The organism is Micromonospora sp. CA-269861, from assembly GCF_050948505.1.
Taxonomy (GTDB): Bacteria; Actinomycetota; Actinomycetes; order Mycobacteriales; family Micromonosporaceae; genus Micromonospora.
This window is the reverse complement of record NZ_CP192014.1, coordinates 1-17,064: the sequence shown is the minus strand read 5'-3', so window position 1 is coordinate 17,064 and position 17,064 is coordinate 1. Positions and strand designations below refer to the sequence as shown.

General features: G+C 68.9%; 17 protein-coding genes and 2 tRNA genes. 5 read left to right on the top strand and 14 right to left on the bottom strand.

The window, feature by feature from the left end; genetic code table 11:
• Nucleotides 1-245: 245 nt before the first annotated feature.
• Both ACQP0U_RS00095 and ACQP0U_RS00090 read right to left on the bottom strand, forming a co-directional pair.
• A complete protein-coding gene (locus ACQP0U_RS00095; protein WP_433314609.1) occupies nt 246-464 on the bottom strand; it encodes a hypothetical protein in 219 nt (72 codons plus the stop codon).
• A gap of 133 nt (nt 465-597) precedes the next feature.
• A complete protein-coding gene (locus tag ACQP0U_RS00090) occupies nt 598-894 on the bottom strand; it encodes a hypothetical protein (RefSeq protein WP_433314607.1) in 297 nt (98 codons plus the stop codon).
• Between the two features lie 418 nt (nt 895-1,312).
• On the opposite strand from ACQP0U_RS00090, the gene ACQP0U_RS00085 reads away from it, so the two are divergent.
• From ACQP0U_RS00085 to ACQP0U_RS00075, 3 genes are read left to right on the top strand one after another with little or no spacing between them, the layout of a single operon-like run.
• On the top strand, nt 1,313-1,495 hold the full coding sequence (locus ACQP0U_RS00085) for a helix-turn-helix domain-containing protein (RefSeq protein WP_433314605.1): 183 nt from the start codon (nt 1,313-1,315) through the stop codon (nt 1,493-1,495).
• Nucleotides 1,496-1,530: 35 nt separating this feature from the next.
• Complete coding sequence (locus ACQP0U_RS00080; RefSeq protein ID WP_433314603.1) at nt 1,531-2,028, top strand: hypothetical protein; 498 nt, start codon at nt 1,531-1,533, stop codon at nt 2,026-2,028.
• A gap of 29 nt (nt 2,029-2,057) precedes the next feature.
• Entirely contained in the window at nt 2,058-2,642 is a 585-nt protein-coding gene (locus ACQP0U_RS00075; RefSeq protein WP_433314601.1) for a tyrosine-type recombinase/integrase, read from the top strand.
• 43 nt (nt 2,643-2,685) lie between these two features.
• Here the strand turns inward: ACQP0U_RS00075 and ACQP0U_RS00070 are convergent.
• The 6 genes from ACQP0U_RS00070 to gyrB all read right to left on the bottom strand — a co-directional run bounded on the left by ACQP0U_RS00070 (nt 2,686) and on the right by gyrB (nt 8,718).
• Nucleotides 2,686-2,761, bottom strand: a tRNA-Ala gene (locus ACQP0U_RS00070).
• Nucleotides 2,762-2,803: 42 nt separating this feature from the next.
• Nucleotides 2,804-2,932, bottom strand: a complete 129-nt coding sequence (locus ACQP0U_RS00065; RefSeq protein ID WP_209444550.1) for a DLW-39 family protein — start codon at nt 2,930-2,932, stop codon at nt 2,804-2,806.
• Nucleotides 2,933-2,974: 42 nt separating this feature from the next.
• A tRNA-Ile gene (locus ACQP0U_RS00060) sits at nt 2,975-3,048 on the bottom strand.
• Nucleotides 3,049-3,199: 151 nt separating this feature from the next.
• Nucleotides 3,200-4,114: a DUF3566 domain-containing protein gene (locus ACQP0U_RS00055; protein WP_433314599.1), complete on the bottom strand. Its 915-nt coding sequence runs from the start codon at nt 4,112-4,114 to the stop codon at nt 3,200-3,202.
• A gap of 4 nt (nt 4,115-4,118) precedes the next feature.
• On the bottom strand, nt 4,119-6,641 hold the full coding sequence (gyrA, locus tag ACQP0U_RS00050) for a DNA gyrase subunit A (RefSeq protein WP_433314597.1): 2,523 nt from the start codon (nt 6,639-6,641) through the stop codon (nt 4,119-4,121).
• A 130-nt stretch (nt 6,642-6,771) separates the two neighbouring features.
• Nucleotides 6,772-8,718, bottom strand: coding sequence for a DNA topoisomerase (ATP-hydrolyzing) subunit B (gene gyrB / locus ACQP0U_RS00045; RefSeq protein ID WP_184180056.1), 1,947 nt, complete (start codon nt 8,716-8,718; stop codon nt 6,772-6,774).
• Between the two features lie 522 nt (nt 8,719-9,240).
• On the opposite strand from gyrB, the gene ACQP0U_RS00040 reads away from it, so the two are divergent.
• The gene (locus tag ACQP0U_RS00040) at nt 9,241-9,795 is read left to right on the top strand and encodes a hypothetical protein (protein WP_433314595.1); all 555 of its coding nucleotides are present in this window, start codon (nt 9,241-9,243) and stop codon (nt 9,793-9,795) included.
• Here ACQP0U_RS00040 and ACQP0U_RS00035 read toward each other — a convergent pair.
• Nucleotides 9,780-10,280, bottom strand: a complete 501-nt coding sequence (locus tag ACQP0U_RS00035) for a MarR family winged helix-turn-helix transcriptional regulator (RefSeq protein WP_433314593.1) — start codon at nt 10,278-10,280, stop codon at nt 9,780-9,782. The two genes, ACQP0U_RS00040 and ACQP0U_RS00035, sit on opposite strands and share 16 nt — an antisense overlap.
• 141 nt (nt 10,281-10,421) lie before the next feature.
• On the opposite strand from ACQP0U_RS00035, the gene ACQP0U_RS00030 reads away from it, so the two are divergent.
• Nucleotides 10,422-10,649: a hypothetical protein gene (locus tag ACQP0U_RS00030; RefSeq protein WP_433314591.1), complete on the top strand. Its 228-nt coding sequence runs from the start codon at nt 10,422-10,424 to the stop codon at nt 10,647-10,649.
• Here ACQP0U_RS00030 and ACQP0U_RS00025 read toward each other — a convergent pair.
• The 5 genes from ACQP0U_RS00025 to dnaA all read right to left on the bottom strand — a co-directional run bounded on the left by ACQP0U_RS00025 (nt 10,620) and on the right by dnaA (nt 17,064).
• Nucleotides 10,620-11,273: a DUF721 domain-containing protein gene (locus ACQP0U_RS00025; protein WP_433314589.1), complete on the bottom strand. Its 654-nt coding sequence runs from the start codon at nt 11,271-11,273 to the stop codon at nt 10,620-10,622. The two genes, ACQP0U_RS00030 and ACQP0U_RS00025, sit on opposite strands and share 30 nt — an antisense overlap.
• Nucleotides 11,263-12,396, bottom strand: a complete 1,134-nt coding sequence (gene recF, locus ACQP0U_RS00020; protein WP_433314587.1) for a DNA replication/repair protein RecF — start codon at nt 12,394-12,396, stop codon at nt 11,263-11,265. The genes ACQP0U_RS00025 and recF overlap by 11 nt, the downstream gene beginning before the upstream one ends.
• Nucleotides 12,397-12,412: 16 nt before the next feature.
• Nucleotides 12,413-13,285, bottom strand: a complete 873-nt coding sequence (gene gnd, locus ACQP0U_RS00015; protein WP_433314585.1) for a phosphogluconate dehydrogenase (NAD(+)-dependent, decarboxylating) — start codon at nt 13,283-13,285, stop codon at nt 12,413-12,415.
• Nucleotides 13,286-13,325: 40 nt separating this feature from the next.
• Nucleotides 13,326-14,459, bottom strand: a complete 1,134-nt coding sequence (gene dnaN / locus ACQP0U_RS00010; RefSeq protein ID WP_196920367.1) for a DNA polymerase III subunit beta — start codon at nt 14,457-14,459, stop codon at nt 13,326-13,328.
• A gap of 775 nt (nt 14,460-15,234) precedes the next feature.
• Entirely contained in the window at nt 15,235-17,064 is a 1,830-nt protein-coding gene (dnaA, locus tag ACQP0U_RS00005) for a chromosomal replication initiator protein DnaA (protein ID WP_433314583.1), read from the bottom strand.

Sequence of the window (17,064 nt, the reverse complement as noted above, 5' to 3'; positions counted from 1 at the left end):
CCAACCGAGGAGGGTGCTGGTGGAGCCCAGGGACTCGAACCCCTAACCCCTGCCTTGCAAAGATCAAGACTGCTGTTGGCCAACGTCGGCCGGTGGCGCTGACCTGCGCGGCCTGTCGGCTGGCGTCGCTTGCAGCTCCTGCCCGTCGGCCGGCTTGGCTGTACGGATGGCTGTACAGCCAAAGCCCTGGGTCCTCGTTCTCATCGCTGACCATGGTTGCCAGAAGCCGGCCCCACCGGGCACAACTAGGTGCTTCGGTACTCAATCTCAACAGGCTGTTCGAAGAGCACGCCGAATGACCACGGAGAGATGCGGTAGTGATCGTCTGCCCGATAGCCGGTGCACTTGAAGCCCTTGGTTCGCCGGATGATCGCGGTGAGTTCGATGAGCACAACGGCCGTATCGGTTTGCAGGTGCACGACATCTCCGACGCGGAGTTGTTCGGCAGGGACGGCTCGGACCATGCGGCTGAGTCTTACCGGCTCGGCGTAGGGGTACAACCAGTTTGGAAGAGCGTGCTTAACCGACCGCGATGCCCGAAACGCCTGCGGCTGGCGGTTCACCCGAGTGCGGCTCGTGCCCCCTCGTGACCGCTGACTACTGGCCCGTGGATGGCCCATCGGACTCCGCCTGGCGCTCGGCTTGCCAGATGGCATGTCCCTTCAGCAGGTATCCGGTCCAGTAGATCGCAAAGAGAATCAGGAAGCACGTGAAGAACACTCCCGAGACGATGCTCGCGATTACGAGTGCTTCCCCTCCGTCGGCCAGTCCGTGTGCCGCGAAGCCAACGAGGCCCAAGACGAAAAAGATGGCCATGTAGATGGGCAGTGTTGAGCTGTCGGCTGGGTGAGGCACGCGTGGCAGCCAGGGGGCGCGAGGGTCGTTGCTGATCACGCCAGGAGTATCAGGGACGCGCTCGGTGAAAGCCAGCGGATCGCTCCTGCCACCGAACAGCAGCCCAGAGCCATCTCCGCCGTGAGTCCCACACTCCGTGGAGCGGGCCAGGGTCTGCTCGGCTCCGCCTGGGACTCAGGGTGGAGATGGCGACCCACGCAACCACCAACTACCGCACCGTCCGACGGGCTTCCCCCATCTCTGTCGTAGATCCCTGCCCGGAGGGCAAACAGCTCTTGCAGTCCGCCAGTGTGGCCGGCCGGCCCGGCCGATGCCGGCCGGAGGTCGCCAGCAGGCCGGGGCCGGGCCGGCGCGGCCCGCTTGCGGGCCGCCTTGACGCCGCAAGACGCGCGGCCGACCCACCCGACGTTTCGGCAACCACCTCACACCAGTCCGCAGAGCAGGAAGGGACCGGAGCATGAGCGAGAAGAAGAGCGTCCGCCCGGCTGAGGCTGCGGCCCTGCTCGGCGTCTGTCGGGACACCGTGTACGTCCTGATGCGATCGGGCCGACTGCGTTCGATCAAGGCGGGTCGTGCTCGGCTGATTCCGCTGTCCGCGCTGAATGAGTTCTTGGCGGCGGATGAGGAGTTCGCGGCATGACGGGCCGGCGTCGGCGATCTCATGGTGAGGGCTCGGTGTACGAGCAGCGGCCGGGCGTGTGGGCTGCGGTGGTCGACCTCGGTTGGATCGACGGCAAGCGGAAGCGGAAGTACGTCTACGCCAAGAGCGAGGCTGAAGCAGTCCGGAAGCGAGACGGGCTGCGGCGCCAACTTCAGCTCGGCGTCGACCTCACCGCGCAGCCTCGGACCCTCGAAGCCTGGTTGACCGAGTGGCTGCGGGACGTGAAGGCAAACGACGGCACCCGGCCGTCAACGCTGGTGCGCTACCACCTGGCCGTGAGCAAGCACCTCGTGCCGGCGCTAGGCCGGGTGAAGCTCGATCGGCTGACGCCTCGCGATGTGCAGCGGTTTCTTACCGGGCTGCGGGGCAAGCTCGCGCCGGCCAGCATCATCAAGGTGCACGCGGTGCTGCGCGTCGCCCTGGCCGACGCTGAGCGGATGGACTTGGTCCGCGCAACGTCGCCAAGGCAGCCAAGCCTCCGGCCCTCGGCAGAACCGAGCGGCGCGCTCTGACGCCCGAGGAAGCCAAGACGCTGCTGTCGGTGTTAACCGGGGACCGGTTGGAGTCGCTGTTCATTCTGGCGCTGGCGACCGGGCTGCGGCGGGCTGAGCTGCTGGGCATGCGGTGGTCGGATGTCGACCTGCCGGGGAAGGCGCTGTTCGTTCGACAGACGCTCCAGCGAACGGATCACGGGTTGGTGTTCGTGCCACCGAAGACGCACCGGTCGGCCCGTCCGCTGCCGCTGTCGGCTCTGGCCGTTCCGGCGTTGGAGGCACAGCGCGTGCGCCAGGGCAAGGAACGGCTCGCGGCCGGGGAGGTGTGGTCGGATCTGGGCCTGGTCTTCGCCAGCACCATCGGCACCGCGATGGAGCCGCGGAACGTCAACCGGCGCTTCGAGCAGCTCCGCGCGGCGGCCGGGCTGGACTGGCTGCACCTGCACGACCTGCGGCACGCCTTCGCCACGTTCATGCTCGACCAGGGCGAGGAACTGCGGACGGTGATGGAGCTGCTTGGGCACTCCACGATCCGGATGACGGCCGACACCTACGGCCACGTTCTGCCGGCGCGGGCTCGTCAGGCTGCCTCGGCCATTGACCGGATTCTCGGCCAGGAGGGGACGGCGTGACCGGCTTGGCTGTACTCGGACCGAGATCTACCGGGGAAGGTGCTGGTGGAGCCCAGGGGACTCGAACCCCTAACCCCTGCCTTGCAAAGGCAGTGCTCTGCCAGTTGAGCTAGGGCCCCGTGAGTGGCCGCGGCGACGGTAACTCGTCGCCGGGCCGGACGTCAGCGCAGGTCGGGCGCGGTGGTCGCCTCGTGCCACAGGGCACGCTCGTCGTTCGACGCCTTGATCTTGTTGAACACGACGGCGGCCACACCGACGACGCCAGCCAGAATCAGCAGCTTCTTGAACATGGGGCAACCCCTCAAGCTCGACTACCGTCGGACGACATGCGGTGGGGCTAGATGGAATCGAACCATCGACCTCAGAGTTATCAGCTCTGCGCTCTAACCGACTGAGCTATAGCCCCGCGTTGCGACGAGCAAGATTAACCCATCCGCTGCGCCGGCCCCAAATCGGGGTCCGCGCCTGCGAGCCGGGCCCGTCGCCGCCTGCAAAACCTACCGGAGTACGGGACGCCGGAGCGACCGCTTTCCGCGGTGCCCCGGCGTCCCGGTTGCTCAGTCCCGCTCGGCGAGGGTCAGCTCGATCCCGCCGACCAGGTCGGCGCAGACGTTGTAGACGAACGCGCCCAGGGTGGCCAGCGCGGTGAACAGCACCACGTTGACCAGGCCGATCAGCGCCGAGCTGAGGATCACGCCCTTGGCGGTGATCTGGAAGCCGCTGGTGCTCTGCCCACCGCCGGCGTTGACCAGGTCGCTCAGGCTCTCGTTGACGCTCTGGAACACGCCCATCGCGTCCAGCGCCAGGTAGAGCACCGAAGTGGCGACCACCACGACGATGAAGAGCACCACCGACACCGCGAACGCGAACTTCATCACGGACCACGGGTCGATCCGCTTGAGGTTCAGCCGGGCCCGGCGCGGCCCGCGGGAGGCGGCCGAGCTGACCGACGTACGCGCCGCACGCACCGCGTCACCGACGCGGGCGGCCCCGACGGCGGACGGGTTGCCGATCCCCGGTGGCAGGCCACCACCGCTGGCCGGGCGGCCGGCAGTGGCGGCAGTACGCGCCGCGTCCGGCTGCGGCGAGGTCATGCCGGGTGTGATCCGCGGCTGGGTGCCGGTGGACCCGGTTGACGCCGCCTGACCAGTCCGGAGACCGATCGGCTGGGTGGTCGCCGGACGGGCCGAGGGTGCCGCCGCCGGACCCGGAGGGCTGGCGGCGGCCGACGTCGGTGCCTCGGCGCTGGACGCCTCGGTCTTGTCGCCCGACCCGCCGTCCTCGCCCGGCTGCTCCGGCGGGGGTGTCATACCTGGAGCCCTGGTGAACTTCGGGGCAGGCGCATCGGCGGGGACCGTCGCCCGGCCCACGGCCGCGCGGCCGGTCGCTGGTGTGCCGCCCTTGGCGGCCTCCTCGTCGACCGGGTTGGCCGAGGTCCCCGTGTTCCCCGACTTCGCCTGTGTCTCCGTCATTCAACTAGTCCTGTTCGTCAGGCTCGTCGGCATTGCGAGCAATCGCCACGATAGTCACGCCGTCCGGGAGGTCCATCAGCTTGACCCCCATTGTGTTCCGGTCACGCGTACGGCGTACAGGCTTCACCGGAGTCCGAATGACACCACCATTGCTGGTGATCGCGAACAGCTCGTCGTCCGGATCGATCACCACCGCGCCAACCAGACCACCGCGCCGTTCGGTGATCTTCGCAGTCAACACGCCCTTACCTCCCCGGCCCTGCACCGGGTATTCCTCGATCGGGGTCCGCTTCGCGTATCCCCCGTTCGTGGCCACCAGAACGTCCAAACCATCCCGCACGACTTCCATGGCGAGCAGGACGTCGTCGTCGGTGAACCGCATGCCGATCACACCCGAGGTGGCCCGGCCCATCGGCCGCAACGCCTCGTCCGAGGCGTTGAACCGGATCGCCTGTGCCTTCTTCGAGACCAGCAGCAGGTCGTTCTCCGGCGCAACCAGCGCAGCACCGACCAGCTCGTCCTCATCGCGCAGGTTGATCGCGATGATGCCGCCGGAACGGTTGGAGTCGAACTCCTCGAGCCGCGTCTTCTTCACCAGGCCGTTCTTCGTGGCCAGTACCAGATAGGGGGCTACCTGGTAGTTCGGGATCTCGATGATCTGCGCTATCTGCTCGTCGGGTAGGAAGGCGAGCAGATTGGCCACGTGTTGGCCCTTGGCTACCCTACTGGCCTCCGGCAACTCGTACGCCTTGGCCCGGTAGACACGGCCCTTGTTCGTGAAGAACAAGATCCAGTCGTGGGTCGAGCAGACGAAGAAGTGGCTGACGATGTCGTCCTGCCGCAGCGTGGCGCCACTGACGCCCTTACCGCCGCGCCGCTGCGAGCGGTACAGATCGACCTTGGTCCGCTTGGCGTACCCGGTGCGGGTGATCGTGACGACCACGTCCTCGCGGGCGATGAGGTCCTCCATCGAGACCTCGCCGTCGAACGGGATGATCTGCGTCCGGCGGTCATCGCCCCACTTGGTGACGATCTCGCCCAGCTCCTCCGAGACGATCTTCCGCTGCCGCTCCGGCTTGGCGAGGATGTCCTTGAGGTCGGCGATCTCCAGCTCAAGCTTGGCCAGGTCGTCCACGATCCGCTGCCGCTCCAACGCGGCGAGCCGGCGCAGCTGCATGTCCAGGATCGCGGTCGCCTGGATCTCGTCGATCTCCAGCAACCGGATCAGGCCCTGCCGGGCGTCGTCCACTGTCGGCGAGCGCCGGATCAGGGCGATCACCTCGTCCAGCGCGTCCAGTGCCTTGCCCAGGCCGCGCAGGATGTGCGCCCGCTCCTCGGCCTTGCGCAGCCGGAACGCGGTCCGCCGGCGGATCACGTCGATCTGGTGCTCGACGTAGTAGCGGATGAACTGCGCCAGGTTGAGCGTGCGCGGCACCCCGTCGACCAGGGCCAGCATGTTGGCGCCGAAGGTCTCCTGGAGCTGGGTGTGCTTGTAGAGGTTGTTCAGCACGACCTTCGCGACCGCGTCGCGCTTGAGCACCAGCACGATCCGCATGCCGGTACGGCCGGAGGACTCGTCGCGGATGTCGGCGATGCCGGCGAGCTTGCCCTCCTTGATCAGCTCGGCGATCCGCTCGGCGAGGTTGTCCGGGTTGACCTGGTAGGGCAGCTCGCTGACGACCAGGCAGGGGCGGCCCCGCTTGTCCTCCTCGACCTCCACGACGGCGCGCATCCGGATCGAGCCGCGACCGGTGCGGTACGCGTCCTGGATCGCGGTGGTGCCGACGATCAGGCCGTGGGTCGGGAAGTCCGGGCCCTTGACGATGCCGAGCAGGGCTTCGAGGGTGGTCTCCTCGTCCTCGTCCGGGTGCTCCAGGCACCACTGCACCGCCGCGCCGATCTCCCGCAGGTTGTGCGGCGGGATCTTGGTGGCCATGCCGACCGCGATGCCCTCGGAGCCGTTCACCAGGAGGTTGGGGATCCGCGACGGCAGGATCGTCGGCTCCTTGGCCCGGCCGTCGTAGTTGTCCTGCATATCGACGGTGTCCTCGTCGATGTCCCGCAGCATCTCCATCGCCAGCGGGTCGAGCTTGCACTCGGTGTACCGCATGGCGGCGGCCGGGTCGTTACCCGGCGAGCCGAAGTTGCCGTTGCCGTCGACGAGCGGGTAGCGCAGCGACCAGGACTGCGCCATCCGGACCAGCGCGTCGTAGATCGCCGAGTCGCCGTGCGGGTGGAACTGACCCATCACGTCACCGACGACGCGGGAGCACTTCACGTAGCCGCGGTCCGGGCGGTAGCCGGAGTCGAACATCGCGTAGAGGATCTTGCGGTGGACCGGCTTGAGGCCGTCCCGGACGTCCGGCAGCGCGCGACCGACGATGACGCTCATCGCGTAGTCGAGGTAGGAGCGCTGCATCTCCACCTCGAGCCCGACCGGTTCGATCCGGTCGTGCGCGACCACCGCGGCGATGGCCTCGGCGGGGACCTCGGGCTCGTTCGGTGTGGACTCGGGAGAATCGGTCACTGTATACCCTTATCAGACTCAGAGTCGTTTTCGTGCTGTGGATAACGGCTGTGGATACCGGCCAAGCTGTGGATAACTCTGTGGACCGCCGGATCGGCCGGGCAGTGCCCGGCCGATCCGGCGCAGTCCGTCAGATATCCAGGAACCGCACGTCCTTGGCGTTGCGCTGAATGAACGACCGGCGCGCCTCGACGTCCTCACCCATCAGCACACTGAACAACTCGTCGGCAGTCGCCGCGTCGTCGAGAGTGACCTGACGCAGGGTACGCGTCGCCGGGTTCATAGTGGTTTCCCACAGCTCGGGATAGTTCATCTCGCCGAGGCCCTTGAAGCGCTGAATGTCGTCCGGCTTGGCGTTCGGCTTCTTCTGCTGGCGCAGCGCGATCAGACCGTCCCGCTCGCGGTCGGAGTACGCGTACTGGGCGTCGTCGCCCTTCTTGTTCCACTTGATCTTGTAGAGCGGCGGGGCGGCCAGGTAGACGTTGCCCATCTCGACAAGCGGACGCATGAAGCGGAACAGCAGGGTGAGCAGCAGCGTCTGGATGTGCTGGCCGTCGACGTCCGCGTCGGCCATCAGCACCACCTTGTGGTACCGCAGCTTCTCCATGTCGAAGTCGTCGTGGATGCCGGTGCCCAGCGCGGTGATCAGCGCCTGGACCTCGTTGTTCTTCAGCACCCGGTCGATCCGGGCCTTCTCCACGTTGAGGATCTTGCCGCGGATCGGCAGGATCGCCTGGGTCCGTGGGTCGCGGCCCTGCTTGGCCGAGCCGCCGGCCGAGTCACCCTCGACGATGAACACCTCGGACTCGCGGGGGTCGGTCGACTGGCAGTCGGCCAGCTTGCCCGGCATCGAGCCGGACTCCAGCAGCGACTTGCGTCGGGCCAGCTTGCGCGCCTGCTGCGCGGCGATCCGGGCCCGGGCCGCCTGGGAGGCCTTCGTAATGATCATCTTGGCCTCGGCCGGGTTGCGGTCGAACCAGTCGACCAGCCGGTCGTTGCAGACCCGCTGCACGAAGCTCTTCACCGGGGTGTTGCCCAGCTTGGTCTTGGTCTGGCCCTCGAACTGCGGATTGGCCAGCTTGACCGAGATGATCGCCGCGAGCCCTTCGCGGATGTCCTCGCCGGAGAGCTTCTCGTCGCCCTTGAGCAGCTTCTTGTCGGTGCCGTACCGGTTGACCACGCTTGTCAGCGCGGACCGGAAGCCCTCCTCGTGGGTGCCGCCCTCGTGGGTGTTGATCGTGTTGGCGAAGGTGTAGACCGACTCGCCGTACGACTCGTTCCACTGCATGGCGATCTCGAGCGACATGCCCTCCTCTTCGGCCTCGAACTCGACCACTGTCTTGTGGATCGGGCTCTTCGAGGCGTTGAGGTGCCGGACGAAGTCCGCGATGCCGCCCTCGTAGTAGAAGGTGACCTCGCGCTGCCGGCCGTCCTCCTCCTCGGCCACCCGCTCGTCGAGCAGGTGGATGCGGAGGGCACGGTTGAGGAAGGCCATCTCCTGCAAGCGCCGGTAGATGGTCTGGAAGTCGAAGTCGACGGTCTCGAAGACGTCGGGGTCGGGCCAGAAGGAGACCGCCGAGCCGGTGCGGTCGGTGGTCTCGCCCTTCTCCAACGGGCTCGGCTTGGAGTTGGTGTAGTGCTGCCGCCACACCGAGCCGGACTTGTGGATCTCGACGAACATCTTGGTGGAGAGCGCGTTCACCACGGAGACACCGACGCCGTGCAGACCGCCGGAGACCGCGTACGCCTTGCCGTCGAACTTGCCACCCGCGTGCAGGATGGTCAACGCGACCTCGACACCCGGCTTCTTGAGCTTCGGGTGGAGGTCGACCGGAAAACCACGGCCGTTGTCGGTGACCCGGACGCCGCCGTCGGCGAGCAGCACCACGTCGATGGTGTCGCAGTATCCGGCCAGCGCCTCGTCGACAGCGTTGTCGACGACCTCCCAGACGAGGTGGTGCAGACCGCGCTCGCCGGTGGACCCGATGTACATACCGGGCCGCTTGCGAACGGCCTCCAGCCCCTCGAGAACGGTGATCGACTCTGCGCCGTACTCCTGCTTGTCCTGCGCTGCCACCCTCGGCCACTTTCTCGCGTCAGCCGCGCCGGTAGGGGCGCGTCGGGCGCGGGTTCGGCGGACAGGACGCGACGTCGGCGCGCGGACCGGTGCCGGAGACCTCCGGACAGCGGGTCGAACGCGCCGGTCGCCGCGGTTGCCCGCGGATCGCGATCGGCTCGACCCGACGTGGAGAATGAATCTGGGGCCACCGGCCCCGTCCCACTCCCGCACCGGGTCTTCGTCTCGCTGTCAATCCTACTGTGCGCGGAGGACAGAACCACCACTCGGCACCCTCAGCGGGGCGGCTGAGAAGTCCATAGCCGGCAGAACCCCGCCGCCCACGACTCCCCCCACACGCCAGGCTCCCATCGCACGCGCCGCCCTCGAACGGGTTGACCCGCGGTCGGGCGGGTCGGGGGTCGCGGTCGAAGCGTCAGTGCCGTACGTTTGCGGCGCCCCGGAACCAGCCTTGATCTTTACCGGTTGGAACCGGGACGATCGACCCGATCGACCCGACACGTGCTCTTTAAGAGGTGACAGATGGGGCTGGACAACGTCGCGGTGCACTGGCCGCGGACCGGCCGCTTCTACGATCCGGTCGCTCCGGCCGAGTTCGTCGACTTCGGCGAGATCGTCGACCTGCCGCGCATCTCCGCGCCGACCGCGGCGCTGGCCGAGCTGATCGCGAAGACCGGCACCATCCGGGCGACCGCGTACACCGAGTTGGTGGATCTTCTGCTCGGCCTCGAAGGTGTGTTGTACGCCACAGACGCCGCTGCCGAGGACGAGGACCCGGTGATCGACCCGGACGGCTGCTCCTGGATCGCGAGCGGCATCGAGAGGTTCGTGGGCGCCCACCGTGCCAACGGTGAGGCCGTCACCTTCGAGTCGGTCAGCACCGTGCTGCGTTCCCTGCTCGGCGACGGTCGGTTGGCCGAGCAGCAGCTGCGCTGGCTGGAGAGCCGGCTCGACGCTCTGCGCGACGAGCGCGGTGACCCGCCGCAGTGGAACTTCACCTGCGCCGAGCTCGGCGTGCTTGCCGCGTTCTACAGGCGCTGCGCCGAGCGCGGGTTCGCCGTCTACGCCGACGCCTGAGCCTCCGCGTCGCCCGACTGGTTGGCCGGCTGGTTGGCCGGCTGGTTGGCGGCGGCGATCAACTGCGTGAGGACGGCGTGCAGGTGTTGCAGGTCCTCGACGGGCAGCCCGAGCCGCTGCACGATCGCGGCAGGGATCAGCTCCGCCTGACTCCGCAGGGCGGCGCCGCTGGCGGTGAGGGTGACGGCGAGGCTGCGCTCGTCGCTCGGGTCGCGTTCCCGGCGCAGGTAGCCGGCCGCTTCCAGCCGCTTGAGCAGGGGTGACAGCGTGCCCGGGTCGAGCTGGAGCAGGCGACTGAGGTCGCGACCGGACAACGGCGCGTGCTGCCAGAGCGCCAACATCACCAGGTACTGCGGGTGGGTCAGCCCCATCGGTTCCAGCAGCGGCCGGTAGACGGCCACCACGCTGCGCGCGGCGACCGAGAGGGCGAAACAGACCTGCTGCTCCAGGGCCAGCGGGTCAACGCCGTCCGGTCGTTCGCTCATCGGTTGCCCTCTCTCCGCACGATGACTATCGTACCGATCATTGGTACACCAACCATTGGTGCCCCAACGGTATGTTCGTGCGACTGGCGAGAATGCGACTGGCGAGAACCGGCGAGGCGACGGCGGGGAAGAGGGCGGCAGATGAGCGAGGACGGCGCGGTCACCAGGGCTCCGGGCGAGGGCGGCCGACTGATGCGTTGGGCCTTCCGGCACCTCGCCGGCCCGGCCGAGGGTGTGCAGGGCGCGGTGCAGGGCGGCTCGGCCGAGGCCCGCGAGGCGTGGAAACGCGACCTGGCCGAGCGCAAGCGCTTCACCCGGGAGCAGCGGGAACGCAGGCGGTCAGCCCGCGAGGCCGACCGGCGCGGCTGAGCGGCCGGCGCAGCCGTACGTGTCGCGTGGACCCCGGCCGCGTACCCGGCGGGGGCCCTTGCCCCAGGAGGGCGCGGCCGGGCCGTGGATGTGCAGCTTGCGCACCACGTTGTGGCCGACCTCGCTGGCGATCTGCTTGAGCAGCGAGCCGGCGAGCAGCCGCAGCTGCGTGGCCCAGGCGGTCGAGCGCGCCTCCACGGTCAGCTCGCCGTTCTCCAGCTTCACCGGACGACTGTTCTGCGCGACCTCCGCGCCGACGACCCGCTCCCAGGCGCCGAACACGGTGGCCTCGGCCGCCGGCTGCTGCCAGCCGCGCGCCTTCACCAGCCGGTTCAGCACGGCGCTGAGCGGTTGCGGGTCGCGCGGGTCGGGGCCGGGGCCGGAGTAGCCGCGCAACCGCCGCCCCGAACCGCCGGCAGCGTCGCCGCCGCCGCCGGGGCTACGTCGGGCGCGGGCCGCCGCCTGCCGTCGGGACAGCGCCGCGTCGAGCACCGCCCGGGCCAGCTCCGGCCCGCTGGCGGCCGCCGCCGGCTCACCGCCCGCCGGGCCCTCCGCCGCCTTGGGAGTACGCGCAGCCGGGCCGTCGCCTGCCGCCTGCCGATTGGTGCCTGGCTTATCCGACACGACGTACCGTCCCTTCGCCGACCTGGTAGCGGGTGCCGCGCAGGGCGGCCGGCACGTCATCGTCCACCGCGCAGGTGACCAGCAGCTGACTGGCCCCGCCGACCAGCTCCGCCAACCGCTCCCGGCGGCCGGTGTCCAACTCCGCGAAGACGTCGTCGAGCACCAGCACCGGCTCGATGCCGTCGCCGCGCAACAGGTCGTACCCTGCCAACCGCAGCGCGAGGGCGAACGACCACGACTCGCCGTGGCTGGCGTAACCCTTGGCGGGCAGTGGGCCGAGACTCAGCGCCAACTCGTCACGGTGCGGGCCGACCAGTGTGGTGCCCCGCTCGATCTCGGCGGCGCGCGACGCGGCCAGACCCGCCGTCAGCGCCTCGGCCAGCGCGGCCCGGTCGGTGGTCGGCTCGGCCAGCTCGATCGAGGGTCGGTACGCGATGCTCGCCGCACCCCGACCGGCGGCCACCGCGTCGTACGCCTTGGCGACGTGCGGGGTGAGCGCGGCCACCAGCTCCAGGCGGCCGGCGAGCAGCTCCGCGCCGTGCTGGGCCAGGTGGGTGTCCCAGACCGCCAGGGTGCCGAGGTCACCGCCCCGCGAACCACCGGTCTTGCGGGCCAGGTACGCGGTGCGCAGCAGGGCGTTGCGCTGCTTGACGACCCGCTCGTAGTCGGCCCGCACGCCCGCGTACCGGGGCTGCCGGTTGACCAGCAGGTCGTCCAGGTAGCGGCGGCGCTCGGCCGGGTCGCCCCGGACCAGCTCAAGGTCTTCCGGGGCGAAGAGCACCAGCCGCAGCGCCCCGAGCACGTCCCGGGCCCGCCGGGCCGGCGAACGGCCCAGTCGGGCCCGGTTGGCCTTGCCGGGCACGATCTCCAGCTCGACCAGGAGTTCGCGGCCGTCGTGCACCACCGCGCAGCGGATCACCGCGGAGGTGGCGCCCATCCGGACCAGCGGCGCGTCGGTGGCGACCCGGTGTGAGTCCAGGGTCGCCACGTAGCCCAGCGCCTCGACGAGGTTGGTCTTGCCGACACCGTTCGCGCCGATCAGGACGTTCGCCCCCGGCTGGAGGTCGACGGCCACCCGCTCGTACGAGCGGAAGTCGACAAGTTCCAGCCGGTGAACGTACACAGGTTGTGGATACCGCTCAGCGCTTGTGGACGGCGTGGCCACCGAACTGCTGACGCAGCGCGGAGACGGCCTTCATGGCGGGCGAGTCGTCCTGCCGCGAGGCGAACCGCGCGAACAGCGAGGCGGTGATGACATTCAGCGGCACGGCCAGCCGGACCGCCTCGTCGACAGTCCACCTGCCCTCGCCGGTGTCCTCCGTGTAGCCGCTCAGGTCGGCCAGCTCCGGGTCCTCGTCGAGCGCCCGGTCCAGGAGGTCGAGCAGCCAGGAACGGACGACGGTGCCCTCCCGCCAGGACTTGATGACACCCGGCACGTTGGTCACCAGCTCCGAGGCGGCCATCAGCTCGTAGCCCTCGGCGTAGGCGTGCATGAGGCCGTACTCGATGCCGTTGTGCACCATCTTGGAATAGTGCCCGGCGCCGACCGGGCCGGCGTGCACGAAGCCGAACTCGCCCTCCGGCTTGAGCGCGTTGAAGATCGGCATCAGGCGGTCCACGTGCTCCTGGGCACCGCCGACCATCAGCCCGTAGCCGTTCTGCCGGCCCCAGACGCCGCCGGAGACCCCGACGTCGATGTAGCCGATGCCCCGCTCGTTGAGCCGTTCCGCGCGGGGGGCGTCGTCGCTGAAGCGCGAGTTGCCGCCGTCGATGATGATGTCGCCCTCGCCGAGCACCTCGGCGAGCTCGTCGATGGTGGCGTCGGTGACACCGGCGGGCACCATGACCCAGACGGCGCGCGGCGACTCAAGCTTCTCGGCCAGGCCCGCGATGGTCGTGACGTCGCTGATCTGCGCGTTGTGGTCGAACCCGACCACCTCGTGCCCGGCGGAACGCAACCGCTCCCGCATGTTGCCGCCCATACGGCCGAGTCCTACTAGGCCGAGCTGCATGTGTTCCTACCTCCGTGGATCTGGGTGTTGCTGGGCGCGATCAGCGCGAGACGCGGATCGGCATGATGAGGTACCGGTACCCCGGAATGACCTCGCCATCCTCGCCAGCGGGAGAGATCACCGCGGGCTTGAAGGCGTCGACGAACGAGAGCACTGCCGTCTGGGCGCCCAGGTTTGCCAGACCGTCGATGAGGTACTGCGGGTTGAAGCCGATGGTCAGCGGGTCACCGGTGAAGGTGGCCTCCATCGCCTCGCTGGCCCGTGCCTCCTCGGAACCGCCGGCCTCGACCACCAGGCCGTCGGCGCTGAAGCTGAGCAGCACCGGGGTGGTCCGTTCGGCGACCAGCGCGACCCGCTTGACCACCTCGATCAGCGTGCTGACCGGCACCCGGGCCGCGGCGTTGTGCGTGGCCGGGAAGAGCGACCGCACCGGCGGGTAGTTGGCGCCGTCGAGCAGGCGGCTGGTGGTGCGTCGGGTGCCGCCGGCGAGGCCGACCATGCCCTCGCCCGCAGCGCCCTGGGCGAGGGCGAGGGTGACCTCGCCGCCCAGCGGGCCGAGGGCCTTGGCGGTGTCGTTCAGGGTGCGGGCGGGCACCAGGGCGTTGATGCTCACCTCGGGGTCGTCCGGCCGCCACTGGATCTCGCGCAGCGCCAACCGGTAACGGTCGGTGGCGAGCATCGACAGCGTGTCGCCGGACAGCTCGACGCGGACACCGGTCATCATCGGCAGCGTCTCGTCGCGACCGGCTGCGATGGCCACCTGGGACACCGCTGTGGCGAACGCGGCCGCGTCGACGGTGCCGGCGCTCTGCGGCATCTCGGGCAACGCGGGGTAGTCCTCCACCGGCATGGTGGGCAGGGTGAACCGGGCGCTGCCACAGACCAACTCGAGGTGCGCGCCGACCGCGGCGATGTCGACCGGCTTGGCCGGCAACGCCTTGGTGATCTCGGCGAGCAGGCGACCGGAGACGAGCGCGGCGCCGTCGGCGTCACCCTGCACCTCGACGGTCACCTGGCTGGAGACCTCGTAGTCGAACCCGGAGACCCGCAGGTTGCCGTCGGTGACGCGGAGCATCACCCCGGCGAGCACCGGTACGGATGGCCGGTTGGGCAGGCTCTTCGCGGTCCACGCCACAGCCTCGGCGAGCGCGTCGCGCTCCACTCGGAACTTCATCAATGCCTCCGCGTCGACGTCAGCGACAACTCTCTCATGCCGACCGCTGCCTACCGTCCCGCCCGACCGTGCGGGTACCCATCGCACCTTAGGGCGCGGGGGTATCGGCTGTGCGCCCGACCCCATGGTTCGTGTCGATGCTGACCGGCTGATCCGACAGCGTTCGGCCCGATCCACAGAAAGCCCAACGGTGATGATTGGTTTTTGTTCTCTTAGAAGAGATAACTCATCGTCTTCATCGCACCTGTGCAAACTGTGGAAAACCGGAGTCTGCGCAGCTCAGACAGGTTATCTACAGGTGATTTAGCTGTGGAGAACCGGGGGTACAACCGGCTTGTGTGTCCACAGCCCGCTCTCGGCGGCCGGTTGTCCACCGTTGTCCACCGGTTGTCCACCGGTAATCCACCGACTTTCTCCCCAAGCCTGTGGATCGCGGGGAAGATCACCATTGCCGTCGTCCCCAGAACCTTCAACAGCTCGTACACAGGTTGATCGTGATCGGTGGATAACGTGACGGTCGTCCCCAGGCGTCCACAGCCTCGTACACAGGGTTTCTCCACAGCCTGTGGGTAACTGGCGGGGGACGGACCGTAGTTATCCACCGACGGTGGATAACAAGCTGTGGACAACGAGTGGAGGACGAGGCGGTCACGGCCTCGATGCTGTGGTCTCCACCATGTCGAGAGTCCAGCCGGCGGACCAAAAAGAACGCCCGGCCGGAGATCCGGCCGGGCGTGTCCCGGGCTGTGTGCCGCCGCGACGGCGGTCGTACGCCTCAGCTGTTCTGCTTGATCCGGTTGGTCAGCTCGGCGATCTGGTTGTACAGCGAGCGGCGTTCCGCCATCTGCTGACGAATCTTGCGGTCGGCGTGCATCACGGTGGTGTGGTCGCGGCCACCGAACGCCTGCCCGATCCGGGGCAGCGACAGCTCGGTCAACTCCCGACACAGGTACATGGCCACCTGGCGGGCGTTGACAAGCACCCGGGACCTGGACTGGCCGCGCAGGTCCTCCAGGCTCACCCCGAAGTAGTCAGCGGTCGAGGCCATGATCTGGTCGGCGTTGATCTCCGGACCGGCGCCGTCGGGCATGAAGTCCCGAAGCACCTCCTCGGCCAGCGACAGCTCGACCGTCGACCGGGTCAGGCTGGCGAACGCTGTCACCCGGATCAGCGCGCCCTCCAGCTCCCGGATCGAGTTCGACACCCGGGAGGCGATGAACTCCAACACGTCCGGCGGGGCGTACATCCGCTCCTGCGCCGCCTTCTTCTGCAGGATCGCGATCCGGGTCTCCAGATCCGGTGGCTGGATGTCGGCCAGCAGCCCCCACTCGAACCGGGTTCGCATCCGGTCCTCGAGGGTGGCGAGCTGGCGCGGCGACCGGTCGGAGGTGATCACGATCTGCTTGTTGGCGTTGTGCAGGGTGTTGAAGGTGTGGAAGAACTCCTCCTGGGTGCGCTCGCGGTTCTCCAGGAACTGGATGTCGTCGATCAACAGGATGTCGACGTCGCGGTAGCGCCGCTGGAACGCGCTGGTCTTGTCGTCCCGGAGCGAGTTGATGAAGTCGTTGGTGAATTCCTCGGTCGAGACGTAACGCACCGAGCGGGCGTTGCCCAGCGTCGTGGCGTAGTGCCCGATGGCGTGCAGCAGGTGGGTCTTGCCCAGCCCGGAGTGCCCGTAGATGAACAGCGGGTTGTACGCCTTCGCCGGCGACTCCGCCACCGCCACGCTCGCCGCGTGGGCGAAGCGGTTGGACGAGCCGATGACGAACGTCTCAAACATGTACTTCGGGTTGAGCCGGTTGCCGCCGGTGTCGGCACCCGGCAACCGGCGGTCGTCGCGGCCACCGGGGCGATGGTCCACCGCGCTGCGTCCCGGGCCGCTGTCCGTGCCGCTGTCCCGGGGAAGCGAGCGGATCACGTGCTGGTCGCGCGGTGACGCCGAGTCGTCCCGGTAGCGGGGCTCGTAGGGCCGGGTGTCCGGTCCGGACGGGTCCAGGCGGGCGGCCTGCTCGTCGTAGCCGCGGCGGTCCGGGCCCGGTCGGGGCGACCGCATGGGCTCGGCGAAGGCGGCGCTGAACAACGCCTCCTGCCCGTCCCTGCTGGCGGGGATGAGACCCGAGCGGTGCCCGTCGACGGTCGGCGCGAGTGGCGGACCCGCAGGCGCGGGTGGCGCCACCGGATCGGGCGTACGCGGCGCGGCCGACTGCTCGGGGATCATCGCGTCGGCCGACGGTCGGGCAGCCTGGTCGTCGTCGTACGGCGAGACGCCCGGGCCGTCGATGTCGAGCGCCCCGGTCTCCGGGGCACTGCGGTAGACGGTGCCAGCCGGTCGGCCGGTGGCGTCCTCGGCCACCCGGACGGTGACCGCGACCTGGATCGGTCGACCGAGCCGGCGGGTGAGCGCCTCGGTGATCGCCGGGCGCAGCCGTGACTCGATCACGTCGCGGGTGAACGCGTCCGGGACGGAGAGCAGTGCGGTGTCCTCGACGATCGCTCGCAGCCGGGTCAGTCGGAGATAGGCACGCTGCTGGGCGGAGATGATCTCGTCGGCTAGCTCGTCGGTCGCCGCTAACCACACTGCGGCAAGGTCGGTTGTACCGGCCAC